General features: G+C 47.3%; 21 protein-coding genes and 1 pseudogene. 1 reads left to right on the forward strand and 21 read right to left on the reverse strand.

The window, feature by feature from the left end; translation table 11 throughout:
- Positions 1-128: 128 nt before the first annotated feature.
- The 4 genes from G459_RS0113795 to G459_RS0113815 all read right to left on the reverse strand — a co-directional run bounded on the left by G459_RS0113795 (position 129) and on the right by G459_RS0113815 (position 11,488).
- Complete coding sequence (locus G459_RS0113795) at positions 129-3,257, reverse strand: efflux RND transporter permease subunit (RefSeq protein ID WP_026968174.1); 3,129 nt, start codon at positions 3,255-3,257, stop codon at positions 129-131.
- Positions 3,254-6,298: an efflux RND transporter permease subunit gene (locus G459_RS27520; protein ID WP_035455972.1), complete on the reverse strand. Its 3,045-nt coding sequence runs from the start codon at positions 6,296-6,298 to the stop codon at positions 3,254-3,256. Before G459_RS27520 ends, G459_RS0113795 begins: the two co-directional genes overlap by 4 nt.
- 3 nt (positions 6,299-6,301) lie before the next feature.
- Positions 6,302-7,375, reverse strand: coding sequence for an efflux RND transporter periplasmic adaptor subunit (locus G459_RS0113805; protein ID WP_026968175.1), 1,074 nt, complete (start codon positions 7,373-7,375; stop codon positions 6,302-6,304).
- A 1,002-nt stretch (positions 7,376-8,377) separates the two neighbouring features.
- Complete coding sequence (locus G459_RS0113815; RefSeq protein WP_157373340.1) at positions 8,378-11,488, reverse strand: FAD-dependent oxidoreductase; 3,111 nt, start codon at positions 11,486-11,488, stop codon at positions 8,378-8,380.
- A gap of 363 nt (positions 11,489-11,851) precedes the next feature.
- On the opposite strand from G459_RS0113815, the pseudogene G459_RS30630 reads away from it, so the two are divergent.
- Positions 11,852-12,480: pseudogene (locus G459_RS30630) on the forward strand (IS91 family transposase); the annotation flags it as partial.
- A gap of 80 nt (positions 12,481-12,560) precedes the next feature.
- Here G459_RS30630 and G459_RS0113820 read toward each other — a convergent pair.
- The 17 genes from G459_RS0113820 to G459_RS29000 all read right to left on the reverse strand — a co-directional run bounded on the left by G459_RS0113820 (position 12,561) and on the right by G459_RS29000 (position 26,686).
- Complete coding sequence (locus G459_RS0113820) at positions 12,561-12,899, reverse strand: hypothetical protein (protein WP_026968178.1); 339 nt, start codon at positions 12,897-12,899, stop codon at positions 12,561-12,563.
- A gap of 30 nt (positions 12,900-12,929) precedes the next feature.
- On the reverse strand, positions 12,930-13,529 hold the full coding sequence (locus tag G459_RS28995) for a 2OG-Fe(II) oxygenase (RefSeq protein ID WP_051315224.1): 600 nt from the start codon (positions 13,527-13,529) through the stop codon (positions 12,930-12,932).
- A 539-nt stretch (positions 13,530-14,068) separates the two neighbouring features.
- A complete protein-coding gene (locus G459_RS29885; protein WP_157373342.1) occupies positions 14,069-14,371 on the reverse strand; it encodes a transposase in 303 nt (100 codons plus the stop codon).
- A 155-nt stretch (positions 14,372-14,526) separates the two neighbouring features.
- On the reverse strand, positions 14,527-14,997 hold the full coding sequence (locus tag G459_RS0113845) for a JAB domain-containing protein (protein ID WP_026968180.1): 471 nt from the start codon (positions 14,995-14,997) through the stop codon (positions 14,527-14,529).
- Positions 14,998-15,474: 477 nt separating this feature from the next.
- Positions 15,475-16,197, reverse strand: a complete 723-nt coding sequence (locus G459_RS27530) for a hypothetical protein (RefSeq protein WP_051315225.1) — start codon at positions 16,195-16,197, stop codon at positions 15,475-15,477.
- A gap of 6 nt (positions 16,198-16,203) precedes the next feature.
- Complete coding sequence (locus tag G459_RS0113860; protein WP_026968181.1) at positions 16,204-17,040, reverse strand: DUF4138 domain-containing protein; 837 nt, start codon at positions 17,038-17,040, stop codon at positions 16,204-16,206.
- Positions 17,041-17,095: 55 nt separating this feature from the next.
- The gene (traM, locus tag G459_RS0113865) at positions 17,096-18,322 is read right to left on the reverse strand and encodes a conjugative transposon protein TraM (RefSeq protein ID WP_026968182.1); all 1,227 of its coding nucleotides are present in this window, start codon (positions 18,320-18,322) and stop codon (positions 17,096-17,098) included.
- 353 nt (positions 18,323-18,675) lie between these two features.
- On the reverse strand, positions 18,676-19,293 hold the full coding sequence (gene traK, locus G459_RS0113870; RefSeq protein ID WP_026968183.1) for a conjugative transposon protein TraK: 618 nt from the start codon (positions 19,291-19,293) through the stop codon (positions 18,676-18,678).
- Between the two features lie 5 nt (positions 19,294-19,298).
- Positions 19,299-20,282 (reverse strand): conjugative transposon protein TraJ, encoded by a 984-nt coding sequence (gene traJ / locus G459_RS27535; RefSeq protein WP_051315226.1) that lies wholly within the window; start codon positions 20,280-20,282, stop codon positions 19,299-19,301.
- A gap of 4 nt (positions 20,283-20,286) precedes the next feature.
- A complete protein-coding gene (locus G459_RS0113880) occupies positions 20,287-20,925 on the reverse strand; it encodes a hypothetical protein (protein WP_035455978.1) in 639 nt (212 codons plus the stop codon).
- The gene (locus G459_RS0113885; RefSeq protein ID WP_157373343.1) at positions 20,912-21,562 is read right to left on the reverse strand and encodes a hypothetical protein; all 651 of its coding nucleotides are present in this window, start codon (positions 21,560-21,562) and stop codon (positions 20,912-20,914) included. The genes G459_RS0113880 and G459_RS0113885 overlap by 14 nt, the downstream gene beginning before the upstream one ends.
- Positions 21,549-22,229: a hypothetical protein gene (locus G459_RS0113890; protein ID WP_026968186.1), complete on the reverse strand. Its 681-nt coding sequence runs from the start codon at positions 22,227-22,229 to the stop codon at positions 21,549-21,551. The genes G459_RS0113885 and G459_RS0113890 overlap by 14 nt, the downstream gene beginning before the upstream one ends.
- Positions 22,230-22,234: 5 nt before the next feature.
- On the reverse strand, positions 22,235-24,673 hold the full coding sequence (locus G459_RS0113895; RefSeq protein WP_026968187.1) for a TraG family conjugative transposon ATPase: 2,439 nt from the start codon (positions 24,671-24,673) through the stop codon (positions 22,235-22,237).
- Positions 24,674-24,685: 12 nt separating this feature from the next.
- Complete coding sequence (locus tag G459_RS0113900; protein WP_026968188.1) at positions 24,686-25,003, reverse strand: DUF4133 domain-containing protein; 318 nt, start codon at positions 25,001-25,003, stop codon at positions 24,686-24,688.
- A gap of 14 nt (positions 25,004-25,017) precedes the next feature.
- Positions 25,018-25,320: a DUF4134 domain-containing protein gene (locus tag G459_RS0113905; RefSeq protein ID WP_026968189.1), complete on the reverse strand. Its 303-nt coding sequence runs from the start codon at positions 25,318-25,320 to the stop codon at positions 25,018-25,020.
- Between the two features lie 25 nt (positions 25,321-25,345).
- Positions 25,346-25,759: a hypothetical protein gene (locus tag G459_RS0113910; protein WP_026968190.1), complete on the reverse strand. Its 414-nt coding sequence runs from the start codon at positions 25,757-25,759 to the stop codon at positions 25,346-25,348.
- An 84-nt stretch (positions 25,760-25,843) separates the two neighbouring features.
- Positions 25,844-26,686 carry an RteC domain-containing protein gene (locus tag G459_RS29000; protein ID WP_051315227.1) on the reverse strand — a complete coding sequence of 281 codons (843 nt, stop codon included), beginning with the start codon at positions 26,684-26,686 and terminating at the stop codon, positions 25,844-25,846.
- Between the last annotated feature and the right edge of the window lie 225 nt (positions 26,687-26,911).

A 26,911-nucleotide genomic window follows, 5' to 3' on the forward strand; every position in this document is an offset into this window, starting at 1 on the left:
GAACTTAAGGACATCGATGTCCCTAAAAACAATACGATTAATGCGGAATAGAAATTTTTTTTCATCTTTTTGACGTTGTTTTCGTGGCGAAACATTTAGATGAAATTTAAAATTTAATTTTAATAATACTACTTACTTTTTAAATTTTTTTTTTCAAAAATACTTTTCTTCCACATCAGCACCGGAAGTATCCAGAAAACCCCCACCATACTGAATACCAACCCTCCTATCGTTCCAATTGCCAGCGAAAACCAGAAGATCTCTGTTTGCCCATCAATCAGAAATGGTACCAAGCCAAAGCAAGTCGACAACACTGTCAGGAGAATCGGAATTGCCTTTCCTGCCACTGATTTCAGGATGTTACGATTGAAAACCCCGGTTTTTCGATTGTTAAAATCATTCAGGATAAAAATACCCGCATTGACTGCCAGCCCGCCGAGCATCACAAACGCTGCGTAACCACCCTGATCAAAGTAGAAACCGAAGAGCGAAAAAATCAAAAATACGCCAATAAAACTGATTGGAACCAGGAAGACGATATAGAAAGGTTGCTTGAAATTCTCGAACAGAATTGTGCAGACAAAGAAAATCCCCACCACCAAAAGCGCCAGAAGTCCATATTCCCGGTTGGCTTTCTCTGAACTCCAGTTATAGGATTGCTTCTTAGCCTCATATCCAATCGGCATGATTACTTTCATTTCTCTCAGGACTTCATCCAAGTATTCGTTACCAAATTTCCCTGAACCCATGTATTCGAAGGAAATCACTCGGATATACTGCCGGTCTTCCTTGTGCAGCGCATTGGTGGTATTTTCCAAGTTTAAGGTTCCATAATCAGAGATTTTCATGATGCGATCTTCCCCTGTGATCAGCCCTTTTTGCTCGAGATCGAACTTGCTGAAGTGCTCTGCCTGACGTTCGCGCAGGATCATACCGTAATTTTGATCTGCAAGTTCCAAATAAGCCGACGGCCCCTGAGGCTTGGACAGATCCTGAAGCGTATTCAGCACTTCAAACTGATTGGTCTGTCCCAAGGCGATCTGATTTTGATCCAGCCGTAGGACATATTCTTGGGTTTTTAGTTCGTTATAACTGAGACGTTCATTGGTATTTACCTTTTGAATTCGCTTGTGCTGAAGTAGCTTATCCGCCATCAAAACCGACTGCCGCTCCAGTTCGTCGAAGTTGTAACCCTTCATTTCTACCCTGAAACTCGGAATTCCTTCCCCTCCACCTCCGGTATAAAATGCCTGACCCACTCCATAGATATTCCATTGCGCACCGCTCCAATCGGTGGACTTTACAGAAAGCTTCCCTTTCAGCTGATAGGGCAAGGCGCCTTTTTCGTAGCCTTCTTTGAAAGTGATTTCGATTTGTGCATATTGACCGGAAACCACATAGGTAACAAACTTGTCTACGCCTTCGACATCTTTCAGATAGGCCTCAAACTCACGCATGATAAAATCCATCTGATCCAGTGTATTGCCAAAGGGAAGCCTTGCAGTCACGTACAACCTTGTCTTTTCTGCTTCACGATAGGCACTTTTCTCATACACTCCACGCACAAACATCCGAAGTGAACCTCCAAGCGCTTTATCTATGTAGGGTCTGATTTCCTCCTGGTAAAAAGTGTTGCCTACTGTCTTATTATACCATTCCTGCCCTTCCCACTTAGCAGGGAGGAAAAAGATCGGTGTGCCAAAAAGCAGCAAAACACACGTCAAAAAGGACTTTTTGTACTTCGCTGTAAAGGCAATTCCAGACTCATACCGACGAAGCCAATTCAACCTTCTTCTGAGTTTGGGGAGTGTTAATTTCCTGCCTTTTTGGACAGATTCCTTGAATAACACTTCGTAAAATGCTGGTGTAAAAAACAAAGCTACGATCAGACTCACTCCCAACATCACGGAAACGACAATCGAAAACTCTGTCAAGCTTTTCCGATCCTCCTCAGGTAATAGAAATACCATCATCAATGCAACAACTGTAGTCAAGGAAGCTGCGAGTAGTGCCACAAAGACTTTTCGGTTGCGATACTTATGCAAGTGATCCATCATGATGATGGCATTGTCCACGATCAATCCAAAGCTGATCGTCAATCCCGCGATGGTGATCATGTGGATGTCAACCTTCAAAAAATAGAGCACCATTGCTGTCAGACTGAGGTTGACTACAATTCCCAGTAACAGGATGCTGAGGTACTTCCAATTGCGATTGATCAGAAAAATGAAGGTGATCAAAATCAAAATGGATAAGCCGGACCGTTCATAGATCTTTTTCAGTTCTTTTTCGAGAAACTCCGTATCATCGTTTTGCAGCCGAACCTCAAAACCTTGAGGGAGATTTACTTTCGCTGATTCGATGGCAGCCTTGAGTGTTTTTGCAAGCAAAACCTTGTTGACCCCATCCCGGTTGATGACCGTCAAAGTCACTGAGTTGTTGCCGTTGATCCGGTAATAGTTGGTGGCTTCGCTTTCCTCCATTGTCACCTGAGCAATGTCTCGAAGCCGAACTTCCATGTCTCCGACTTGACGGATACTGAGATTTTCTAGCTGATCGAGTGAATTCAGCTTGCGATCAAGTGTCACAAAGAGTGTTTCTCCTTTATTATTATAGACAGTTCCCGGAAATTCCTGCCCAAAAGCCTGGATGATTTCTGTATTGAGAGTGCTTCTGGAAATGCCAAAGGACTGCATTTTCTGCGCGTCGAATGTCACAAAAACCTGCAGGTCATTAGCTCCCCAGATCTGCACTTCCTCCACTTCGGCAAATTGCGTCAAAGCCGGCTTGAGCACATCCTCGGTGATTTTTTTAATTTCAAAAGAGGCAAAAGGCCCATTGACACTGTAAGTCAAAATCGGTGTCTTCAAATCATCCCGAGCCTGTGCCGACTGAGTCACAATCGGATAGGTGAGCCGCTCATCGAGCTGTGAGTATGCTTGTCGGATCAAGGCTAGTACTTCAAACTTCTTCAGCTCCATGTCCGACTTTTTGTCAAACCGAAGTGTGATTGAACCCCGGTCGTAGTTGGAGACTGAGGTGATTTTTTTGAGTTCAGAGAGTTGGGAAAAAGCCCCCTCCAGTGGGGAAGTAGCGAGCTTTTCGATGATTTCGGGTGAAGATAGGGGAATCCCGTAGCTGACCGTCAGTACAGGTTCCCGCTCCCTGGGATTAAAATCCACGGAAAGCAAAGGGACGACTGCAAAGCCCAAAATTCCTAAAACCACAAACGTGATCAATACCCGAAATGCAGTCATCGGTTTTCCTTTTTCACTACCACCGAATCAAAAAACCAGTACATCAGCGGTACAAAATACAATGCCGTGGCCGTTCCGATCGTCAATCCTCCGATCACCGCAAAAACCAAAGGCCGCTGCAAATCTGCGCCCAATCCGGAACTGAAAATAATCGGAATCAAGGCCAAGATCGTCGTGATCGAGGTCATCAGAATCGGCTTAAGTCTGATCTTTCCGGCTTGGTGAATGGCTTTCTCCAGAAGAACACTTCCTGACAAACCCTCATTTTCTGCAAGCTCAACTTTCAACATGTTGATTGTATCGATCTTAAGAATCGCATCATTGACCATGATGCCAAGCATTACCACAAGTCCGATGGCAGACATGACATTGAGCGAAGCGCCGCAAATCAGCAGTACCAAAAATGCCCCCGCGATCCCCATCGGCAAAGTAAACACGACGATCAGCGGCTGCACTAAACTCTCAAACTGAGCTGCCAAGATGAAATACAGCAGCAGGACTGAAATCCCCAAAATACCCAAGAGTTGGCTGATGTTTTCCCGGTCCCGGAAATACTGTCCTTTGGTCTCCAACGCGAGATTTTTGTCAGCACCCCATTGGATGAGGTCCTGTAGTTGAGCATGCGGATTTTCCGTAGTCACGAGGGCACTTTGGAAAATTCCCCCACGGTCTGCAGTCACATATTTATACTGATTGGCATAACGGTAATCGACAAATTCCCGCAAAAAAAACGAGGTGCCATCCGAAGCAAAAATTCGTGTGCTTCGCAGCAAATCCTCAAATCGATCCTGATTTTCCCGAAGACGAATCGGCGTAATCTCTCCAAATCGACGGATATCCGTGATCGTAAAAACCCCAAACAGTCGGGAAAGCTGTTCTTGCACAGTTGTCACCGGAATCTGATACAAGGCGAGTTTATCAGCCAAAAGCGTAAAAACCACCGAAGGCTCTTCCTGAAGCCCCGGTCCAGGCTCCCAGCTTGATGCCGGAAAATCCTCCAACCAAGGTTTCAACTTGGCTGCTTCGATCGGTTTCTTGGCTTTCAGATCTTTCCATCGAACCTCATAGTAAGGAAGGTTCGAGTTGAATAATTGGTCAAAAGCATTGGGCGCATCGCCTAGGACAAAAGTCGCCAAAGGGTAATCCGCCTCAAGTCGATTTCGAAGAAGCTTGAGTTGGGTTTCTTTTTCTCTTTCCGAAGGGAAAAGTAAATAAAGCAGCGACTTCTGGATGGAATTATCCCCGTCAAAAAGCAAAAACTGTCGAACCCCGATGTCCGCCTCGGCCTGGGTGAAATCTTTGATTTCTCGGATCAACCCGAGGAGTCGATCTCGATTTTGTCCTGCGGGAATGGGCTCGTTCCAGTCGATTTCAAGGGTTGCGTCCGGCTTTTCGATTTCGGGAAGACCTTCAGTCTTCAGTAAAAGACTGAGGCTCAAACCTAGGGGAATCAGAATAAAAAAGCCGATCATTGCGATTTTTTTTCGGGCAAAAACCCAATGGAAACCCCGCTCATAGATCCCCGAAACCCAAAGAAAAGCCTTAGGTTCCCCCTTGAGCGAATCCCGCTTTCCCAACCGGAAAATCAACCAATACAAAAGTGGGAGCAGCACAAAAGCCACCAAAAGCGAAACCGACAAGATCGCTGCCACAGCCACTGCCTGGTCGTAAAATAAGGCTCCGGAGATCCCGCTCAGGAAGACCAGCGGCACAAACACAGCCAGTGTCGTCAGCACCGAACTGATCAGGGCACCCATCACTTCGTTGGCTCCCTCTACGCAGGACTCAAACAATCCGAGACCGGACTCTCGCTTGCGGGTGATATTGTCCAATACAATAATGGCATTGTCAATCAACATCCCGATTCCCAAAGCCAAGCCGGAAAGTGAAATGATGTTGATGGAAATATCGAAGAAATAAAAGACCAGAAAGCTGATCAGCAAAGAAGTCGGTAGACTGATCCCCATAATCAGGGGAATTCGATAGTCCTTTATGAAAAGAAAAAGCACCCCAAAAGCGAATAGTCCTCCAAAGAGCAAGCTCGTTTGGAGGTTGGAAATCGCCGCATTGAGCAGACTGCTTTGATCCTGGGTGATCTCAAAATCGACCTGAGGATAGTCGTTCCGGAAAAGCTCCAGAGCAGCTCTCAGTTCAGGAATTAACTCATTCATCTTTGCCGAAGCCTGCTTATGCACTGTGATCACGAGTCCTTCTTTTTGCCCGAAAAGGTGATAACCCAGCATTTCCTGGGTTTCGTATTTGGCATTTGCCACTCTTCCCAAAGGAACTATTGCACCGCTTGGGGAGCGCACAGGCAGGGATTCGATGTCAGTTGGAGAGTCGACGCGGGTCGCCAATCGGAGATAGTACCGGAACTGACCGTCTTTGACACTGATCCCCGGCAACTCAGCATTTCCCGACTGAATAGCTTCAATCAATTCCTTTTGGGTCATCCCCAGTGCTGCCAAAGCGTTGTCATTGGGCTGGACAGAGATGATCCGCTCCCGCTTGCCGTTGATGTCCACGAGCGACACACCGGGAAGCTGCTCGATCCGTTTTTTCAGGACATTTTCCGCGAGCAGGCTAATCTCAATCGGATCGATTCCCTCTTTTGGGATGACCTGCACCCGGGCAACGGGAACGTCAGACGTATTGATCCGTATCACTTCAGGACGGGGCAAATCCTTCGGCAGCGAATTGGTCAGGCGGTCAATCTTCTCATTGACATCGATGTAGGCCAGCTCCATCCGGGTGCCGTAGTCAAAGGTCAACCGCACGGTTCCGATCTCGGAACCCGCCTTACTTTCCATCTCTTCCAGTCCGCTGAGCGTGATCAGTCCCTCGCGAATTTGCTGCAGGACGTTTTGCTCGATGGATTCAGGAGAAGCATTGGGATAGGTGACCTTGACCACGATCTGCGGCACATCGATGGGCGGTAAAAGTGAAATTGGCAACAGCCGAAAGACAATCACCGAAAACACCATCAAAGCCAAAAAAGACATAGTCACCGCGATCGGCCGCTCAAGCAAAAATCGGATCATGGCTTATTCTTTAACGAGTTGGACAGGTGCCTGATGTGCGAGCTGAAGATTATTGGTGGTGATGACCGTACTGTTTTCGGCAATTCCTTCGAGGATTTCGATTTCTTGTCCATTGTCTTTGCCCACTTCCACGTAGTTCCATTTGGATTCTTTTCCATTTTCGATGGTGAAGACCACCGCTCTGCCGGAGCGATACACGACAGCATCTTTTGGGACGACCAAGCTGTGGCTCTGAGGAGCACGGATGATCGCCCGGGCGTTCATGCCGGGAAGGAGATTTTTGACAGAATTCAGTGTGATGGAAACTTGCACCAAGCCATTTTCATCGACTTGGGGATTTATGGCCGAGACACGACCTTCTATTGCGTTTTGGGAATCAGAGATCGGATATACTTCCGCACGTTGATTGGCAGAAATCAGCGGAATGTCAGACTCCAACACATTTACCCGAAGCAAGAGTCTATCAATGGAGAGGATTTCAGCAAATTCTTCATTTTTTGAAACATAACTGCCTTCTTTGAATTTGACGTTTGCGATCTTACCGGAGACGGGCGCACGGACTTCGCATCGGGAAAGATTGAGCTGGGCTTCCTTGAGTTCTACTTCCGCGAGCGAAAGACCGCTGTTGATCAGGATTCGGCTTTGGACTTTTTGGACTACAGCTGAATCGTTAGATTCCAAGCTAAGATAGAATTGATTCTTAAGCACTTCCGACTCCGCTTGGGCTTTGCTTACAGCAATCTTTGCCTTTTCCAGCGCAAACTCAGCCTCCCGCCTATCCAACGTTGCGATGATTTGTCCTTTTTCAACATATTGCCCTTCGAAGACAAGAACTTTTTCGAGATAACCTTCCCGCTCCACAAGGGCTTTTACTTGGCTTTGTGCTTCGAGTTTCCCGATTGCATTAATCAGGTAATCAAAGCTTTTGCGCTTAGCTGTGGCTGCGCGGACTTCGGTGGCTGCCACTTCATTTCGGAAGGATTCGGAGGGTATTTCCTGAGAAACTTCCTCGGCTTTAGTACAGGATAAGAACAAAAGGGCTAGAACGCCCAGTCGAACGATAGAAAAAACAGTCATTTGTTTATGATTTCATAGAGGAACTAAGATATGAGAAAAAATCAGAGTGCTCAATTTGAAACCTAAAAAATAAATGAGTATGCCGCAAACCACTGAGACCCTAACATTTAAAGTTGCTTCTCTTAACCTCCCTGAATGTTATTGTGAATATCCAAAATGACAACAGCAACCAAAAGTTATAACTGACAGGCTGCGACATTTGCATTAGCAAGAGCTGAACTTGGTGTAAATTAGGTCAAAACACACTGTTTTGACCATGAATATCATCCTTTTCAATAATCGGTATGCAGAAAATAACATCCTGAATAGAATTCATCAAAGATCTAAGAATTCAACAGGGTATGAGTTGCAAGAAGTGCGTTTAGCGAAAACATTACTGGCTTAAAAAAAAGCGCTTAGTCAATGGATATATTACCGCTACCAAAAAAAGGGGTTAGATCAACCGAACGCCGAAGACAACGGAGAACGAATAGCTATGAGCTGATTTACACGTCTACAGTTTAAAGTTAGTTGGCAAAATAGCAGACGGATTTTTTATTGCTGCCATCTGACAAAAAATTTAAGTATCGTTTTCGGCTTTTGGAATAGTACAAAATGAGAAACGCGGATTCCCGGTTTGGAATTTCTCCGCCTATTTTTTGAAGTTGCTGTTACCGCAGACAGCGATCAGCGTGCCCTTTTGTCAGCGCTGCAAACTGGAGTTAATTATCGGTCAGCGTCAAAATCGAGGTAAAGTTTGAGGATGATACGGTGTGGCTTGACGTCCATGCTATGGCTTCCATTTATGGTGTTCAGCGGCCGGATATCTTGAAACACATCAACCGCATCTATAAGTCAAAAGAATTGAAATTAGAATCAACCTTCTCAAAAATGGAACAGGTTGCCGGAGACGATAAAAAACGGAACCAATATAAACTTGACATTATCATATCAGCAGGTTATCGAGTGAAATTATCAAAAGCGACTCTTTTTCATCAATGACAACAAAGTTCCACTAATAGATTAAGAAGTTTTTTCGATTTGCGCTTTGATTAAATCGAGTTCTTTTTTAACGATGCTTATACATTGTGTTGCCTCATCATGTTCACTGTCATATTTTACAAGCTTATTCAATAGGGTTAACTGTTGATTATAGAGTTGACTGTAAGATTGCCACCGAGCTAATTCTGTATCCGGTATATTTAGCATAAGAGGCAGATCGAAACATGGCCCCGCCCTAAGCGAAAACTTCTTTGCATCTACCAAAGGCAATGAAAAAATACGTTCGGAGATTTGCTTTAACCCATTCACTCCGCCCCGCCCCGCCATTTCCCTATGTATAAGTCCCAAAATATTTTTCTGCGCTTCTTTAACGTATTGTTCGCTCATATGCTGCATCTGAAGCGAGTGACTCAACAGGGATAGAGTAAGCTGATATTTAATGTTGTGTATTTCTGCCCACAATACTGCCCGCGGTTCAGTGATTCGATTTTTCGCTCCCTGTTTTAGAGAAGGATTGGCATCTACGTTAACCGCCAGACTTTCTGTACTGCCTAAGTCGAGGGAATCGAATTCTCTGTATATGGAAATGAAGCGTTCAAAATGCGAATCTTTTTGATTGCTTGTCCCCTCGCCTTGTTCCGCTATTTTTTTAAGAATATCTATGGCGAGTGCTCTAGTCGAGGGCTCTTCACAAATGAAATCTGGAGAAAAACTCCAATACGAACTAATGCCACCTTTGTTGGCGAAGTCAAAATGAGATTCAGGGAGTTTATTGCCGTCGCTAAAAATATGGATTATATCTTCATACAGCAGACCGATATTGTTGATCTGGTTGCTATAAAGAGTGATGCCAGCAAATTTTAATATTTCTTTTTGTTCCTCGTCTAAACGATCGGACGGCAGTTCGGCAATGACAAAGCGCGCTATGGATTGCTTATCAAATTTTCTAAGCTCAAACGGAAAAGGATACAGGTCAGATCGGTAAGGGTAATCTTCTCGCTCGAAATTTAATGGGCCTCCGATAAGTTTAAGTATGGTTTGCACCGCAAGGAGGTGCCCCATTTCTTCAACCGCAATCTTCAGCACGGTGCCTTTCCATCTGCTTACCATGTCGTATTCTGCAGACCCGAACCTCGGATTTATGGAATAACCAGAGAAAAGGTATTGGATCATGAGCGAATGTTCTACTTCGGCGGCGGTATGCAAAAGAAAAACAGTCCAGTCCCACCAACTCGTGTTTGCCGGTTTTGGAATATAAAGTCCTTCATCGTCTTTTTTGCGTTGCAAAACTGTTACCTGACCGCCTGGGTTTCGAATCGCAAGATGTTGCCAGGATTTTAGGAAATTGGCTTCCTGCAACTTTAATATGAATCTGCAGCTCGCTTTTGTAACACGGAAAAGTAAACTCCCCTCATCAAGTTTAACTAACGGGAATTCATTTTGTTTGTACTTGCGCGATATTGCATTCGCTGCGCGGATGCCCGAACAAATTCCGCGTTCCATCATCCATACGGGATAATAAAATCCTGTCCAGTCTCCAGCGAAGTAAAGACCGTCTATTCCAGATCTTTCTGTTGGACGGTGTGCGTTCAACCTTGGAGCGTAGCGTGTAAACAATTGTTTGTGGCGATTGATGCGATATTGTAAAACCCTTTCCCGTTTATAGTTGGAATTAATAATGGCTAAGTCGTTAAGGGCCCTTTGCAATATTTCACTATCTGTTTTCTCCAAATCTGAAAACACGCGGTATGCCTGCACCTCTACCACATGACCTTCGCGATCGTATCGGTCTGAGAAGCTGTTGAGGTTGAAATAATTGTCTATAAAATCGAATTCCGGAGTGAGGGCGCTGTCTATGGTGGGTTCATAATTTTTGCCCTCAAACCAAATACGCACAACAATTACCGGCGTAGTGTCGAGTGGTGTGAGGTTGCGGTTAATGGAATGAGTCGCAGGAAGGGTATTGCTCATAATATTTTTCGCGTTAACTACGTCGGTTGCCAAGATGACCTCGTCGAAGGAAATGGTTTTGCTGACCTGCGGCGATTTAATAGTTAAAAAATCTTCATTTTTAACTACCAAAAGTTGCTGAAGGGGCTGGGGAGGAGGTCCGGAATGGACATTGCCGTCAGGGTGATATTTACCGCCATGGCACGGACATTCAAATAGCATTTGACTGTTGTTCCAAAATACAGAGCACCCGTTATGTGAGCAGGTACTGTCAAAGGCAATGTAGTTTTCCCCTTTTCGACCGATTAAAATATTGAATCCACTAAGTTTATGAAATGTTCCCTCCACTATTTCGGGTGTCTGTATGCGTGCGATTAACTGAGCTTCTTCAGACTTAAGTGTGCTAGATTTTACTACACACCCTGTGATACATGCATTTTCGTGCCCGACCTCAAGGCGTTCTACTTCGCAAGAAGTAATGAATACCACGCCATATTGATTGGTGAGTATGTTTCTCATTGGGTTAAAGATCATTTCATTGGGAGTGCCTTTTAGCCATCGGGTACATACTGAAAGTTGATCGCGGATGACATAGAAATGCAGTCCACTTAGTCCGCATCCTGCCGACACGCGCGACGGGACGGTGAAGTCAAAAGAGAGAATGAATGGCGTTAGCATTAGACTTTGAACCGCTGGACTCACCTTGCATTCGTCCATCAATTCCTGAAATGAGAGTTTGTCGTATTTTTCGTAATCCGTCTTCTGGTCGAATCCAAACAGTACGATACCGAAACGAATCATACTAAAGACATCGCCTATTTTTAGAAATGGCGCTGTTACCATTTGCAGGATCATGAACAAAGGACTGGGAAGTTTCCATTTAAGAACATTCAGGTTATACTTTTTTCCTGACGGGGTTACCATCGTTGTTCCTTCTACCTTTTTGAAAAGCTGAGTTTCATCTAGGCCACAATCTTTAATAATGGCGGTGAAGTTTATATAATTATTCCACCAACCGTGAACACCATGTTCTTGTGAAAATCCGTTTTCGTTGTGGCTGGTAACCTTTCCACCAATCATCGAGGATTTTTCAAAAACAGTTACCTTGAAACCAGCTTTAGCCAATGCGTACGCTGCGGCCATACCGGCCGGTCCACTTCCAACTACTGCGACTCGCTTCACGTTGATGATGCGTTTAATGTAACGAGTGAGACATGGTCTATTTTTCGCATACGTGAAAGGAAGTTAAAGATAGGTTTAGTTTGTTGTATTGAAAACGAATCGTGATAGAGTAAAAGATTCATGTCTCATTTTAGGCCACGTCGCAAAATGTAACTTGTCTATTTTCAGGAGCTGTTTACCAATATAAGTGTTTTATTGTTTCTTAGATATTTGGTTCTATCGTTATTTAATGGAATGACTATCATGGAGCAAAAAGATGTTTACGGAGAATCTTTTCATAAAAATACTATAATTTTAGTAAGATTAGATAGTAGAGTCGCTCGATACAGATTTTAAGGATGACTAGTTTTTTATCCAGATTGTCTGTCTACTGATTTTGAAGTGGCTCAAGTGCTCCGTCAGCACTTGGCCCAGATGGAAAAATACCCCCATCAACCGTTGGCAACTTCACACGCTTTCTGCGCTCAAACACTACCGTACCGCATACTTGGGTGGACATGTCGATGCCCGTACGGAATGAGGTATAGTCAGGATCGGCTATAACAGTTGTCGGAACAGGCACTGCCCGAAGCGCCGGAACAAAAACCGGGAAGACTGGATGGCCAAACGAGAGACAGAACCCTACCAGTACCCTACTTCCATTTAGTGTTCACAGTGGCCGATACGCTGAATCAGTTGGCGATGCATCAGCCCAAGGCAGTTTATGACAGCCTATTTGAGGTGGCATGGAAAACAGTGGATTGCTTCGCTTGAGATCGCCGTCAACTTGGAACCAAAACCGGGATGATCGCCATTCTCCACACTTGGGAACAAACCCTGAGCCTTCATCCCCATCTGAACTACACCGTGCCCGGAGGCGGACTGACTAAGCACTAAAAGGAAATATTGTCAAAATCGAGGGAAGTTATCTGTTTCCGGTCAGGCCGATGAGCAAAGATGTGAAAGCTCCTCGACTCAATCCCGCTATGAACTCCACCTGTTTTCCCGAAAGAATCGGGGCAGGCTATGCAACAGTGGTTTCATTGTCAGTGCTTCGCACGAAACGAATACCTAGTTGTTATAATCCGTCTCCTTATTTGTGACTTTGTAACAGCGTATTTAAATCTTTACGAATCCTGATAAGCTCTTTCATTATTTCAGTATTTGTAATCTCTCCCGAGACAACTGCTTCATGCATGCCTTGACTCTCTACCTTTTTGTTTTTTAAATCTGTTCGATTTGCCTGTCCTACTCCACCGACAGCACCTGTCTCAACTTGAACGTATTCGTCAGATGCGGCTTCTGTTCGTTCGAGATCAGTTGAGTAAATCCGTATGATCTCAAGAATCAACGCAGGTTCTTTAGACAGATCGATATTTTGTCCGTACCTCTTTTTGATAGAATCTATCACATGTTGTTCCATTTCGCTCATTGCTATGAATTATGTTGTTGTTAAAAATAGTTATAGTCGCATGGGTAGTTGTCTAAGCCACGTTACCAAAGTAATTTTGCTACCTGCTTCAAGGGTTGACCCACAATGAATTGTCTTGTGGTTTGGGCTTCCGTCTTCAAATAAGTTGTCCCAAATCAGGAGACGCCCTGCTACAGCATTCACATGCCGATCCAATGCTCGAAAATAAGTTGAACCACCGCCTGTGGGGGTGGTCAAATAAATCAAAAATGTAAATTTTCTTTCACCTGCATAATGACTTGTCCAATAACCCGAATCCAAATGATGATCGAGTTTTCCACCAATAGGGTACCTTGTTCCTTGCCAATATTCTAAATGAGATACATTAAATGGGATTATTTGCTGTAAGCGACACTCAATATCTCTAATAAATAAATCTAATTCATCTGTGAACCATTCTTGATTCGCTGTTTCACTCACACGTCTATTACTTTTAAAAGCTTGTTCTTCACCTTTTGTCCCACGGTTTATTAAATGGCTATGTCTCCAATGTGAAAATTCAAGTTCTCTTAAAACAAAATCACATTCTTCTACGGTTAGGAAGTTGTCAAAAATATTAATGAGATTAATTTGAGGAAATACTTTCGTCATAAAAAAATCAGTTTTCTTTTGAAATCAACGTTGTTCATCCATTGCCATTTATTCCGATGAAACACATATATACCACCTTTTAATGGAATTTTCAATTTTAATTCCGGATTAGCGGTTTTTTTTAAGTCAAAATAAATATATATTGAGTCCCTTTTAGTTTCGGTATATTTCTTTTCATTTCTTGATTCTTATCGTACTTGAATTCTATTTTCCAATTCCACATTCCTTTTCCTCATAGTCAAAAGTAAACAGTCTGAGGCTATATATTTTGTTGCTAAGGGAAATAGTGAATGGTCACTAGAATATCAACGCTAGGGCTTTTATTAGGCTCGTCAGCTTTTTTAGTTTTTTATGTGATCAGAACTTCCTTCTAACCATAGGTTTCTCCGGATAAGAAAAAATCGGTTTCAGGATTTCAAAAAACTTATTCTTTGACTTTTCTTCTGGATGTTTTTTTTCATGTATCATCCGTCCCTTAAGACCACGGACGCAGGAGAAAGCTTCAGGTCCGAGTATTTTCTCGAGAATCTTGTTAGTAATCAGATCTTCCAGGAGTGAGCGTATCGGTGGTCGTTTGTCTCTTTGTCGGGGTAGTCTTTCCATCGGAAGCTGACACTGCCTTCATTGCAAGAGCCAATCCGACTGTTGCTGATGGCACCCGGTGAGTATATCGGTCCAAATAGTCGGGGATGGCAAAGTCCATATGGAAGCACCGGAGGGGCAGCAGCCTTGCTTTGAGATTTCCTTCTGCCCATGGCGGCAGTGCTGCAGGCGAGTACGGCCGCAAAGGCCTTTTGCTGGCAGGCCGAAAATGCAGATCGGAAGCGAATTCCCTTCCGCATCTCAAGGTTGGTTACCGGTTTCCATCACGTTGGCAATTCTGCAAGGATCTTTTTATTTTTTCCAAAGAAAAAAAACTACGGACTATCAATTGTTAATAGCGAATCATTATGAAAATATTTTTTAACATGCCAGCCAGAGGTTATAAAAGAGGAGCCTAAAGCTCCCCTTCATCAGCGAAGGAATAGTATCCCTCCCGGCCCAGGATAATGTGGTCCAAGACCGGAAGATCCAACGCCCTTCCAACTTCCACCAACCGTCTGGTGAGTCGTTTGTCGGGGTCGGAAGGCAGAAGATTTCCCGACGGATGATTATGACTGAGCACGATCGAGGAGGCATTGGCTTTCAATGCTGCAGCAAACACCACTTTGGCATCGACAAAGGTCCCGTCGGTCCCTCCAGTACTGATCGTCGAAATCCCCAGCACCCGGTTCCCCCTGCTGAGCAGCATCACCTGAAACTGCTCGATATACTCCAGGGAATCCTGATTCCAGAAGCGAAAAAAAACTTCATACACCTGTCTGGAACAGTCCACTTTGGGCCGTTGGCTGGGTTTAACAGTTGGGCGGTAGGCCAGCGTGATCTCCGCAACGGTATTCAGATCGATTGACTCAATTAAAGCTTCCATAATTTTTTTCGTTTTGTGGAACATGAATTATGGAATCCTCCCAGTCCTGATCCGACCAAGGCCAAGAGGAAAAGGAATAAACCAGCAGGGTTTTGCGGGCGGGCTTTATGCCGGAAGCTCTTGGCCGCACCGAGGATACAGGGCTACCTTGTTCCGGAATTCAGGGACACCCCTCTCCTGATTTCTGCAGATCGAAAAGCCTTTGCCCAAAACCCGACACAAAAAACAATAACACCTTAGGGTTTGTGGGCAGTGGCTTTGACTGACCCGCTTTACAGTCAATCTTCTTTTCCGAAGGAGGAACGGATGAGGGAAAGGGGGTTAGGGGATCTAAAAATCCTGATTAGTTACAATCAACCCAAAGCTGTGTAGGAGCGATTTTTCGTCGCTATTTCAAATCTCATCATTTTTAAAAAAAAAAGAAACCCGGCTAATGGCCGGGTATAGAATCTGATCCATAGTCCTGAAAAGGACAAGCTAAGCATTGATACGCTTTTGCTGTCTTTTAGCCGAGTTTTCTCCCAGCTCCTCGTTGGAATTCAATCTTTTGTCTATCGTTTCAATCTTCAGGGCTTTGCCGTGTTCGTCGAAAACAGATACGGATTTAAACTTTGGATTTGCAGCCAGAAAGTATTTTTCACCTTGTCCCTCCAATCCGAGTTGATGAAGATTTCCCTTTTTAAGACTGTAAAGCAACGTTTCCTTGTTTTCCGGTGCTTGCCTACCGACAATCGCAAATTTATCTAGGCTTTCCTCCAGGTTAAATCCATAATTCTGGTGATACTGGGTGACTGGATGTTGCCCTTTGTCGTCCCTGTTTCCCAAGTCCAATTGCAACCATGCGTTATAACGCTGCCCCTCTTTGTTGAAGAGGCTTTTGAACACCGCCCTACCCTCCAAGAGATTATATGCCTCTTTGGCAGAGATTCCCTGATTTTGATAAAAGCGTTGCGATACTTCACCCCCATCCGTATTGGCCAACTTCGCATCGAAGCCGTTGTAATAATACCTGCCTTCGGACGAACGCTGGAAATGCAGTTTGTATTCTAACTGTTGGCTCCCTACCTCTTTCAACACCTCCAGGCTGAATTCATCTTTTTTTGCCTTGACGGACTTTTCCAAATCTTTGTTTAGGGATTCTCCAAAGCCGGAATACTTCAGTCTTTCCTGCAGTTGTTCAATATTTTCTTTGATAGTCATAGTAGTTTAGTTAAGGGTTGAGATTGCAATTGACCGGGGACGGAGAAACTTCTTTCCGGAAACCGACAGGTCAGGATTTCTGTCTCCGTTCTTTTCAATTAACCGAATATGAAATTCCTTCGATTCAGACAGCGTAAACCGTGGAAGTGCGACTACTTGAATTAGCGCTGACTTCCCCGACACTCCATCCATTTCAGGCAGAGCGAGCGGAATCACGGGCACATTTCTGATCGTCGTCCGCTTCAGCACTTTTTTGTCACGTATAGTGAAGTCCCAACTCCGGGGGACGTAATCCATTTGGCTTGAATTTTCGATTTTAATCGGAAGAAAAAGAACTCCCCCTTTCTCATAGACCTCTCCGATCCCTATTCTGACGCCGCCCCGCTTTTTTCCCCAATTGGCCTTTTGTAGCGTTCTTTCGGACAGTTCATCCAATATCATTTCCATCTCATGCCTGTTAAGACTGACGCCCTCCAACTGAGCCTTTGCCGATTCGTAGTCCCGCTGTAGCCCCATGTCAATCGGCCGTGGGTCTGGATCGGGACTGTAGCTCACCTCAAAGGGATACAGTTGTTCGTCCGCGGTAACCACATACAGGTTGGTCGGGACAAAATCCCGTTTGCCTGCTTTCAGCCTGAGCAGATTGGGTGCCGCCGGGTCTTTCTGCGCCAATATCGAAGCGCTGCCAAGGTCGGCGCTTACCACTTCAAAGGGAAAGACCAATACCGTTGTCTTGTCCCAGCCTATCGAAATAGAATAGGCAGGCATCCTGGGCTCGGGTATAAGCTGGGCATGGGATAGCTGTGACAGCACGATGGCTATCAGAGTTAAAGCAATTCGCATGTTATCTGGTTGTTTTGTAAAGTGTTGAAAAGATTGCTGATACCGGATCAACCGGTTAAAAATCTGACAGATCCTTCAGCAAAAGCGGATGTCCAGCCTTAACGGTCACTCTGACCAGTCTGGATTTTTTGGAGACCAGCCCCTTCACCGTTTCCATGCCCGTCATGGTTGCCTGAGCCTCCCAGGAGTCGGACATTGCCATCGGGTTGAGTGACCGTACCCCGTCTCCGATGCCCTGCTTGGCAGCATCCCGGGCTATCGCCCCAGGGATCTTGATTCCAGGAAGCCCATCCTGTCCGACTGCCGAAAGCCTGACAGGAACGATCAAGTTTCCAAGGCGGATTGTTTCAACATGAATTTCCAGTCGTTCTCCGTTCAGGGTACAGCGCCCGCTTACCGGAGTACCTTCGGAAAATTCCATACCCCGGACATACACTGGCTGCGCGAGCTCCAGTTCAACAGAAGCGCCGGTGACGATTTCCTGATCGACGGTCACCCGGGCCTCGATTGCAGGACGGATACCGGACAGCGAAACCCGCTTGTTGTCTTCGAGGGAATAAAATCCATTTCTCTCCGCAGCCTCCTCCGAAACGCCCCACCCGGAATCCACATCCGGATCAAAGGGATCCAGACGTACTGCCATAGGCTCCACCTCTCTTTTTTCCGGATTACGGGCCAGCCTTTCCTCCACCCGTTCAGGATGCTGGAGGTCAAGCATCTTATCCAGCATCGCATCGATCTTTTCCATTTCAGGGTCCATCTCCCCTGCTGCTGGAACCATTTTGGATTCCAGCCGCCGTAAATCCGGTTCGAATGACTCCGGTCTGCCACCTCCAAGTTCCGGCAACGGCTCCGAAATATCCAATTCCGTCGGCTCCTCGGGCTCTTTTGCCAAAAACTGGATTTCCTCCAGCTTCTTCATCAGGGCAAGCTCTGTTTCCTCCAGACCAAAATCCGTGAACATCCTCTCTTCGGTGGCCATCTTATGCGAATCCGGATTTGGTTGAAACTCCCAGTCCTGCTCCATGAAGTCCGGCTCCCGTTGCAGACGGGCTTTCTCCTCGGCACGCTCATAAGACTGCATCTTGTCCAGTTGTTCACTTTCCGGGCTTACTTCAGGAAGGCGAAGGTTTAGGCCCTGTTCAGACGGAGCCTTTGTCGGGCTAGAAGCCTTTCCTCCTCCGAGCGCCCAGAATGCCAAGCATAAGAACGGAAGGGTTAACAGGGGAAGTACCATCAGGTATTTTCTCTCCTTTTTCTCTTTTTCAGTGAGTTTTTTCATGAGTTTATATTGGTTTTTTAATTGCTATATGGAAATGCCCCACATAACCATCCCCTTTTTGTGAGAAAGGTTTTTAGGGCATTTCGTCCAAGGACTATTGAAGGGTTGTAGGAATAAGGAATCATAGTAAACCGAAGTAGGCTCGGGATCGAATGGACCTAGGAAAAGTGCCGGCCCAAGACCTTCAACCAGAAGGGAAGCGGACCATAGTCCTGCGAGAACCAACAAGGCGACCACGACGAAGCGTTGTGAATTGAGAGGTAGGCGACCAAATCCTTCAGCAATACGTTCCAGCTCTCCTTTCAGTAAAGAAGATCCCGGAAACCGGCTCCCTGTTTTGATCCCGGCTATTCTCATCGTTGTTCTGTTTTCAGGGTTTCATTGGAGACGATCTCCCAGTTTTCGATCAGCAGACCATGGGGATTGCGGTCCGTTCTTTCGATGACTCTGAGATTCCCTTTACTGTACAGTCTCCGGTAGGTAACCGATGATGGGCGGACAATGGTCTGCTTACCCCAATACCAGAATTGAAAAGGAACCAAATCTGTCGAAACCTGGACGCTGTCCATCTGTATACTTTGGCTGATGTTGGCAGCAACCAAGCCCGAATAGTAGCCCTGTTCCCGAAGGTTGTCATACACTGTTTTTGCCGACGCATCGGCCAGGTAGAGGCTTTGGACCATCTGATCCCTGATCTGGTTTTCATCCGGACTCAGGGTAAAAAAGTAATGGTGGAACATCTTCACATGGTCCCGGGCCTCTACCGGTATGTTCTCCCTCCGGTCGGAAGCGAAAGCCTCCAGCGCCTTGCCTTCGGCCAGGATATAGATCTTTTTTTGGGATTCCGTAACTGCACGGATTGCGCTATAGCCCATATAGGAAGCGAAGGCAAGCGAAGTGAGGATGGTCACAAACGCCAGCGATCTCACGTGGCGAAATGCCGTATCGAGGTTTTTAAGGTTTTGGAACATCTGTGTCAGGATTTGATCATACGTGTCATCGCCGTGGCACCTGTACCGGCTGCCTGGGTCGTTTTTGTGAGCAGGCTGTCCCTCCCTCCGGGCTGCACGATAAATCCCGCCACATTCGGGACGGTAGCATACCCGATGATAGCAATCACCATAAAGACCATGTAACCAAGGGAACTTGTGAAGTTACCGTCCAAGACCAGCATATTCAGCTGGATCTTGGCGATTATGGCCCCGAAGATATTGGCCACCGGCAGCCACAGGGAAACGTTGATGTACCGGGCAAACCAGGCGGGGAGCGTGTGCTGAAACCCGTCGAAAACAGACAGGCCAAATACAATTGGCCCCAGGATGGAAAGTACCACCAACTGGAAAGTCCGAATGGTATTGATACAGAGGGCGGCGGAAAAAAACAGGATCTGGAGCAATCCGGAGACCAGCTGGTTAAAGATGGCTTTCAGATTGAATTCAAAAAGCTCGTTCCTCATCCGCTCCAAAATTCCCCTGTCTTCCTCGGTTTCCGGAAATTCTTCCGTTCCCCCCTCCTGACCGTAGTGTAGATAGGGCTCGGCCTCCCGGGTTTTCAGTTGTTCGATATGCAGGGCAACGGCCCGGTTGCTGTCTTCCACCATCTCCGAGGTGGCCCATATGATGGGGGACATCAGGCCGTTGATCAGGGCCAAGACTTGGGGAAAAGCCAGTATCGCCAGGCCGATTGCAAAAGGCCTCAACAGGGGGTACAGATCCACGGGTTCGGATCTTGCGATATGCCCCCATACACGCATACCGATATACCAGATGGCCGCAAAGCCCGCCAGACCCCGCCCCACCGCGATCAGCCGGTCCGCAAGTGGGATCATCTCTCCGTAAATCCTGGACAGGACCAGGTGCAGTTCCTCCACTTCACCGGAGATGGTTTGGGCATTGGCATCGCCTGCCACCCAGAGCACCACAAGCGCTACCAGAAGAATCTTTTTGTTGTTTCCCCTCATGGAATTATGGGTAAAGCGTTGATATCCTCGTCTGTTCTTTGATCCGCTCTTGTCTCCGGGCGATCAGTACATCGATGTCCCGGTTAAGATTCCCGAGAAAACCCAGCAGTCCCTGCATCTCCCCATACAGTCGGTCGATCGCTTCCAGTCTTTCAAAGTCACCCATGCGCAGGCTACCGGCAGAGAGGATGAGTGCAAGTTCTTCCAGGTTCCGAAGTGACAACCGGTAAATCCTCGTATAGCGGGCTCGCTGTTGAGCAATTTCATCCCCGGAGAATTCCCCGGAGAACTGAAGCCGACGTAGACCTGAATGATAGTCACTGACCAAGCGCTCCTGAAGTCGGATGAGTCCAGCCAACCGGTGATACTTTCGGACTTCCGGACTGACCTCCAGCAGTCCATCAAGAAAAGCCTCATGTAAACGAAAGTTGCCTTCCGTGATGTCTTTGACAGCCGAATATCCCTTTTCCAACACGGTATATCCCCGTTGCATGTCCTTTAGGATCTGCCGTAGCTGGTTGAGCTTTTCAAAGTTCAATACCAACTGGGCCGCCTCCTGGGACTGGGCCGGGGACAGAGAGGGATAGAACCACATCACCGACAAGGCGGCGCACAGGAGTAGTTTTATGCTAGTAGTCCCCATACAACTCCTTTATGATCAACTGATCCGTTTTACTTCCTATACGCATTGGGCCCAGGGCACGGAGCCGGTGGTTTACCGCATGCAGCCCTGTATACAGCGTAGCCATTTCATTTTCCAGTTTATCCAGAAGCCGGAGACTTTCCCCCTCAGACAAGTCCAAACCACCAAGATTGAGCAGACTTTCCAGTTCAGCGACCAACAACCCCAAACGCTTTCTGACCAGACCTTGCAATTCCCTGACTGCCTGCTGCTCGGCGGGGCGTAACTGCCCCGCATCCGCCCAAAGCAAATCCATGCCCTTCAATTCTTGTTCTATCCGGTTCCTCCACCGATAGATCCTTTCGACCGGGGCGGCGTGCTTTATCGGCGAACTTGCCCTTTTTCTGGATTCCAGGTATTCGCTATGCAACCCAAACTCACCATTCCTGATCTGGCCTACCATGCCCAAACCGCGTTCCGCTGTTTCATAGCCTTCCACCACCAATGCACGAAAGTATTTCAGGGACTGGATCTCCAAGAGTTTGTATTCGGTCTGAAGCTTCTTCTGCCGCGTCCATTCCTGCCAGGTCTGCGCCTGGCTTTGTGCGTTTCCCCAGATCAAAAAGACGAGGCAAATTTCTATCCTAATCCAACCCATAGTTTCGTTTGAAGTGTGTCAGGGAGTTGGACTCCCTGGAATGAAGCAACAGAAAGTTTCCCCTGTTTTGGGAGCGGAGCGCTGCCAGGTTATCCCGGATGCGCCCTTCGGCCAGATGCAGCATCCTCAACCGGTCTGCATCGTTCATCTGAAACCGGAAAGAAGTCAGTACCGAATTCAGATGGCCGAGATTGCGCAGGGATTCCTCCAACAGGTACAGGTAGGCTTTTGCCATGGCCTGCTTTTCATCCGTTCCCAGCAAGGGCGAACGGCTCAGCACCCCCCAGGCCTCTTGGTATTCCCGGACCAACTGGCTTTGAATCGCTGCAATGCCACTAACCCGCCGGTATCCTGAAATCATGCTTTTCACTTTCCACAATTCCCCAAACAGGTCCTCATACTGTTTCCGCTGTTTTTCGCTCCACCCGGCAATCGCTTCCAACCGCTCCTCACTGAGTTTGATCTCGAGGATCTTTTGCACATGCTGAAGCCGGATGGTTTGATTCTGAAGACGCTGAACCTTCAGATCGATGGCCTGGATTGCCTTTTTAACCCCGGCTTTGATCACCTCCATGATGGCCGCAATCGGTACGGCCTCCACCGTTCCGGACATCGTTCCCAGTCCGATAAACAGGGGAACAAACAGGATCAGAATTTTCTTTTTCATTTGTTTCAAGAGTTAGTGCTTTGTACTTCGGCCAAGAGCCGGATCGCTTTTCTTCTGTCCCCAAATCGTCGGGTATATGCTTCCACCCTGATTTTTTCCTGCTCCTCCGTGGTATAGGTCAAATATTCCTCCCGGCTTACTTCCACCCGGTAGACCTTTCGGTAGATACTGATGTAGACCTCCTTAAAACTTTTCCCCGCGCCGGGTGTCTTATTCATGCTCAGGATGATTGCCTTTTCCCGGTCCGAAAGCCCCAAGAGTTCCTGGATCTCTGAAAATTTGTTCTGGTATTTGCTCTGGTCCATCAGGATCTTGACATCCGCATTGTTGATGATGGCATTCTTGACCACGGGACTGGAGACAATGTCTTCCACCTCCTGCGTCACCACGATGGCTTCCCCATAAAACTTTCTGACCGTCTTGAACAGGTATCTGAGATACTCCGCCATCCCTTCCCTGGCAATTGCTTTCCAGGCTTCCTCGATCAGGATTATCTTCCTGATCCCCTTCAGCTTTCTCATCTTTGAGATAAAAATCTCCATCACCATCAGCGTGACCACCGGAAACAAGATCGGATGGTCCTTGATGTTGTCCAGTTCAAATACGATAAACCGGCGCTGCAGCAAATCCAGCTTTTCCCTGGCATTCAGCAGGTAATCGAACTCTCCTCCCCTGTGATAGGGACGGAGCACGTACATGAAATTCTCCAGGTCAAAATCCTTTTCCTTTACCCCCTCATTGAGCAGTTGCGCCCTGAACTCCGAATCCAAAAACCCATAGAATGAGTCAAAACAGGGGAAAATCCCGGCATGGTCTTCCAGATGGTTGAAATACCCCTTCAGTGCATTGGAAAGCGCCACATATTCGGAGCGTCTGTAGCTTTCATCCTCCTTCTTCCACAGTGCGAGCAACAGGGTCTTGAGGCTTTCGCTTTTCTCCGTGTCAGGCTGTTTGCGGTCTTCTATAAAGAAAGGGTTGAAGCAGAGCGGGTTGCCTTCTTCATAGGTGAAATAATAGCCCTTGACCAACTCGCACAGCCCTCTGTAGGAATGTCCCACGTCAACCAGCACGATATGACTGCCCTGTTCATAATAGGAACGCACCAGATGGTTTGTGAAAAAGGATTTCCCCGAACCCGAGGGGCCCAGGATAAATTTGTTCCGGTTGGTGATCAGCCCCTGCTTCATCGGCTCGTCCGAGATATCCACATGGACCGGATAGCCGGTGATCCGGTCACCCAGCCTGATGCCTATGGGACTGCGGGAAGTCCGGTAGTTGGACTCCAGATTAAACAGGCAGGTTGCCTGTCCGACAAAGGTGTCGAAGGTTTCATTGACCGGAAACGCGGCCTGATTTCCGGGAAGTCCGGCCCAGAACAACTGGGGGGCCCCAACCGTCTCCAGCTTGGGAACCACATTCATCTTTGCCAGAGCACCTGCCGCTAGATTACGGAGTACCGACAACTCCTCCCTCTTGTCAGTCCAGACCATCAGGTTAAAATGGGCTTTGACCGGCTTTCTGCCCGTTGCGATCGATTCATCGAGAAACTCGCCCGTCGCATCCCTTGCCATGGCATTTTCCCTGCTATAGTTCGCCAGGGATTCCAGTCTCAGCCGTTTGGATTCCAAGTCCCTGAGTTTCCTGGCTGGGTCTTCGACAAAGAGATACTGGTTATACAGATGGGAACAGGGAAGCAGGGAACAGACAGGCGTGGCAAACCCAATCGGAAATTCCGTCCCGTCGGTTTCGAAGGCCTGATAATTGGAATAGGGGCTGATTGTTGAAGGCAGGACATCCGCAGTCCCCATGGAAAAGAGCAACATGTGTTTGTCCCCAATCTTCCAGTCCGGCTTAAAGCAGATATCCTGCAGGGTTCCGGTGTCCCCCATAAACAGGTATTCCTCCAGGATGCCTGGGCATTGATCCGAACCCACAATGGCCGAGTCGCACAAGGGCTCCATAACAATGCCCGCGTCCCCAAGGATCTGTCTGAACTGCCCGACAAAATCCTGAAAACCGGCTGTAAAGCCCGGTTCGGGGATTTCCGCAGGGAGCAGTGATTTTCGCAGGAGATTGGAGCAGGCGGAGTCCGCGAGTTTACTTCCCCCGGGTCTTTGGGTGAGAAACAGACGGCAGCGATGATCCAGATGGGGCCGACCGTCAAAGTAACGTTCGCTCGTTCTGGAGTGGAAGGAAAGATCTTTACCTTCAAACTCTCCTCTGTACATCCGGTTGACAAACCAATCCTGTTTGTGCAACACCGTTTGCCCCGGAAGAATGTCCACCGCTTTGTTCCATGCCTGGTGCATCGCCTCCATCCCGGCAGGGCTGAGCGAAAAGATCTCCGGCAATGCGACTTCAAAGGCGGCGGTGACGTCCCCTTGCCGGGAGATAATCAGATTCTGCTCCACCTTATATAAGGGGAATAGTCGGTCGAGTTCCATTAACGTTCCTTTTTAGATTTTAATCAGCCGGGTAAAGACCGTTCTATCCCTTAGGGTAAGACTTGCAGGAATTTGTCGCCGGGCCATCTGCTTCATCAGACCGTGTTCTCCAAACCGGGCGTTCAAGCTGAATACTATCCAGCACAACAGAGTCCCGAGCGACACGGCGATCCCCAGGCAAAGGAGCATTGAAACTCCCAACGCATAGGCAAACCCAAAGACCACCAGGGTCATGCACAGTCCTGCTGCCAGGTAGGCGATATACTGGGACTTCAGCCCCTTGAATTCGATGGGTTTGTTGACCCCTTTGTTGATCTTATACCGGATCATGCAGTACGCTTTTTTTAAATCCCGAAAAAGCTCTGCAGGACGGTGGCCACGACCACCAGAAAGACGCAGGAGCCAAACCAGGCCGCTGCCACCTTTCCCGTGTCGGGCTCGCCGTTGTTCCATTTGTTGAACACCTTTACCGCACCGACCAGTCCTACAATCGCCCCGATGGCGTACATCAGATTGGTTCCCGACTGGAAATAGCTCCGGACCTGTTGTGTTGCCTGGTTGATCCCGGCATTTCCGTCCTGTGCAGCCGCCATCCCGGAAGCAAACAGAAACAGCATGAACAGGTGCCCTTTTAGTTTTTTCTTCATAAATCAGTTAGTTAATGGTATCAATTCAGTCTATGCCCAGCTGCCCACGGATCTGATTTTCATCGATCCGCAGATTTTTTGCCTGTGCTACCGAGCTCAGATGTATCGCCAGAATTCCGAGCAGATCTCCCTGCCCAATCCTGTCACCCGGAATCCGGGTTGCCAGCAGCCCCAGAAATTCTTCCTCATCTGCCGCGTACCAGAAAGACCCGGTATCCACTTCCTGCAGCAGTTGTCGGAAACCTAAAACAGCCACACCATACTGTGCAAATCCGGATGGAGCCCTGCTTTTCTCAAGCACAGGATTTTGATTCCCGGTACGTCCAAAAAAAGTCTTTAGGTCTGCACTGTAGTACCGGATTGCTACCCAGCCATAATAGAGAAAAAGCGTCGTCACCAAGATTTCCAGAAAGTCTGTCCAGGAATAATTGTCCAGCATAGTTTTGTTTTTTGTTGCGACAAACCTGGGCAGGAAACGGGACGATTGTTCACACCGGAACCCGAAGGGGGGACAAAAAAACAGCTAGTCCTCCCCCTTTCCGTTGAAATCCGTGTTGTCCATCCACTTCTCCAGCTTTTCCTTCAGGCGGTCCAAAAAGGTAGTCCGGCTGTTTTTCCTGATCCTGATCTCCTGAAACGTCCGGTAAAACTGCGTCAGGTCAACCTGAAACACACGTTCCAGATGCCCGGCGATATCACGTATGGATGCGTTTCCATGATTGATCGCCCCTGCTGCTTTCAGGGCATAAGCAAGTTCCACTAAAGCGGCTTTGGGTGCTGTCCATTTAACGGGATGTCCGGAATTTTCCCCGCGTTTCTTCAAGCTCCTGATCTCCTTTTCCAGAAATCCCCGGAGCGCGTCAAAGGCCCGGAACCTGGCGAACACCTTTCCCGCCGGTGTCGAATTAGAATCCGCGATAGGCAGGAGCCCGGGCATCGGCAGCCTCTCCCTACTCTCCCCAGACTCACTTTTGGTAAAGAGCTGAATGTCAAAATCCGAGCGATCCAGCAAAAAGTACTCTAACAGGAACCGATACTTTTGGCGGTAAAGACTGGAAGGAATATACTGGGTACGCAAAAACTCCAGGGCATCCTTCTGCCTTTCCGGAAGGGATGAAAGGATGTAGTAAACTTCGCCGTAGTAGATCAACTCGGCCTCAAACCCGGGCCTGACCCGTTTAAAAAAACCAATCTCCTCCTGGACAGATTCGAAGGCATCCGGAGCGCTTATTTGGGAACAGAAACTCCCTGCAAGCAGGTAGGCCTGTTCAGCCACATAAAGCCGGTTGGAAGAAGAGGAAGCCACCGCAGCGATCTCCTCCTTCATCTGCATGAAAAGCCCGTTGTAAAATTCTCTGTCGTTCATCGTCTGACAATTTTATGGGACCGTAATCCCGGTTGAAACTGCGTCCTGCCCCAAAATGACCAACTCGAAGCAGGTAAAAAAGACACCTTCCAAAACTAGGAAGGCTGCATCCTAACCAAAACAAAATGAAGCCCACAGATTCCGAAACGGCTAACAATCTGTTTGAAACGGCACAAAGGCCGTATGAAAAATGCACCAAAGTCCCGCCGTACAAAGAATTGAAAA

Source organism: Algoriphagus terrigena DSM 22685 (assembly GCF_000429445.1).
Lineage (GTDB): Bacteria > Bacteroidota > Bacteroidia > Cytophagales > Cyclobacteriaceae > Algoriphagus > Algoriphagus terrigena.